This window comes from Mycobacterium sp., from assembly GCF_050701675.1.
Lineage (GTDB): Bacteria > Actinomycetota > Actinomycetes > Mycobacteriales > Mycobacteriaceae > Mycobacterium.
Window position 1 is genome coordinate 1 of the sequence record NZ_JBOGDD010001311.1, and the last position, 2,315, is coordinate 2,315.

1 protein-coding gene and 2 pseudogenes are annotated in these 2,315 nt (G+C 63.7%); all 3 read left to right on the forward strand.

Annotated elements, in window-relative coordinates:
* Positions 1–217: 217 nt before the first annotated feature.
* A pseudogene (locus tag ACRDUX_RS40420) lies at positions 218–454 on the forward strand (transposase); the annotation flags it as partial.
* 68 nt (positions 455–522) lie between these two features.
* Positions 523–837: pseudogene (locus ACRDUX_RS40425) on the forward strand (transposase); the annotation flags it as partial.
* A gap of 71 nt (positions 838–908) precedes the next feature.
* Complete coding sequence (locus tag ACRDUX_RS40430; protein WP_526423104.1) at positions 909–2,270, forward strand: IS256 family transposase; 1,362 nt, start codon at positions 909–911, stop codon at positions 2,268–2,270.
* Positions 2,271–2,315 lie beyond the last annotated feature (45 nt).

The window sequence follows — 2,315 nt, forward strand, 5'->3', positions numbered from 1 at the left end:
CGACGACAGAGAGGCCATCGATGTCCATCTCCACCGAAGACCTGACGAAGGTCTACGGGGGAACCAGGGCTCTCGACGGCGTGTCCATCAGGTGCGCCCAGAAGGGACCGGCGGCTTTAGTCGTCGGGGGTATCGGGGCTGGTGACCTGTGTGATCGTGAGTGTTGTCGGTCCTGTTTTGTAATGTGCGCTGCATGTCCGAGCGCTGGTTTCGCCGCATGCTGGGGGGCGTGTGCTCGCTGGGGTTGTACCTGGTGTGGTGTCGGCAGTATCGGCGCCGGGTTCTGGGCGGCCGGGTGGCGGCGCGCTGCCGTCAGCTGCTGGAGCGGATCGCCGCCGAACATGGCTGGGAGATCGTCGCCGAGGAGGTTGTGGCTGATCAGGTGCATCTGTTCGTTCGTGTCGGCTCGGCCGATGCGGCTTCGGCTGTGGTGCGGGCGTTTAACGGCGATACCGCGGGGGTGTTGGGTGAATCGCCCTGGAAATGCTGGAGGCTCCTGACCTTGGAAACGAGGATGCAGGTATGCCCACGGAATCGTCATCGGGAAAGAAGCCGACCAGCCGTCGCTACAGCTCTGAGGAGAAGGCGGCGGCGGTTCGGATGGTGCGAGCGCTGCGCGCCGAACTCGGCACCGAGCAGGGCACGGTGTCGCGGGTCGCTCACCAGCTCGGCTACGGCGTGGAATCGGTGCGGTCCTGGGTGCGCCAGGCCGACATCGATGATGGGCATGCGTCCGGGGTATCTACCGGGGAGTCTCAGCGGATCAAAGACCTGGAGCAAGAGAACCGAGAACTCAAGCGCGCCAACGAGATTCTGAAGCGGGCAGCGAGTTTCTTCGGGGCGGAGCGGGGGAGCGTGTCAGATGGTTTGTGTGAGTGCGGTGCTCCTGACTGAAAGCCGAGACACTGATGACCATGGTTGATAAGCAGTTCGAGCGTGAGGAACGTCGCCGCGTGCAGCGCGAGGGTGTGGAAGCGCTGGAATCCTCGGGCGCTCTTGACGAGTTGTACGCGATGATCGACGCCGGCGAGGTCGCACTCGAGGGCAGGGACGGGCTCATCCAGCAGCTGATCAAGGCAGGACTCGAGCGGGGCCTGCAGGCTGAGTTGAGCGACCATCTGGGGTATGAGAAGGGTGATCCCGAGGCGGGGCTCTTCGCCAACTCGCGCAACGGCACGTACCCGAAAACCGTCGCGACCAGCGTCGGAGATGTCGAACTCGCAATACCGCGAGACCGCGACGCCACGTTCACTCCGACGCTGGTGCCCAAGGGCTCACGCCGTGTGGGCGGTCTGGACGACATGATCGTCTCGCTGTACGCGGGCGGGATGACCGTGCGCGATATCGAGCATCACCTGGCGTCCACGATCGGCACCGAGATCAGCCGCGACACCATCTCCAAGATCACCGACGAGGTCCTCGACGAAGTCCTGGCATGGCAACGTCGCCCACTCGAATCGTTTTATCCGGTGGTCTATCTGGACGCGATCGTGGTCAAGGTCCGCGATGGCGCCCATGTCCGCAACAAGGCGGCCCACATCGCGGTCGGGGTGGATATGGACGGTGTCAAGCACGTCCTGGGGATCTGGGTTCAGACCACCGAGGGCGCGAAGTTCTGGGCCGGGGTGTGCGCTGAGCTGGCCAATCGCGGTGTGCGCGACGTACTCATCGTCTGTTGTGACGGCCTGACCGGATTCCCCGAGGCGATCGAGGCGACGTGGCCCGAGTCGCTCGTGCAGACCTGCGTGGTACATCTGATCCGGGCATCGATGCGATTCGTGGCCTACGGGCAGCGTAAGGCTGTCGCGGCGGCGCTCAAGACGGTGTATCAGGCCAGCGACGCCGAGGCGGCCAGGGTTGCCCTGGACGCGTTCGCAGCCTCTGATCTGGGTCAGCGCAATCCGAACACGATCCGGGTCTTCGATGACGCCTGGGAGCGGTTCATCCCGTTTCTGGCGTTCCCGCCGATGCTGCGCCGGGTCATCTACACCACCAACGCGATCGAGTCGCTCAACTATCAGTTGCGCAAGATCATCAAGAACCGCGGTCACTTCCCCAACGACGCAGCGGTGGTCAAGTTGCTGTGGCTGGCGATCTGCAACATCGAGGACAAACGGGCCCGTGACCGCGAGAAGGAACGCGGGCTCGGCCGAGGCGCGAAACGAAAGGCCGAGGGGCGCCTCGTCGAAGGACAAATCACCACGAACTGGAAACAGGCCCTGGCACAACTCGCCCTGGCCTACCCAGACCGAATCAACCCCCACCTCTAACCCCAACGAGCACAACTAGTTACACAAATATCTTGACAGGCTCGG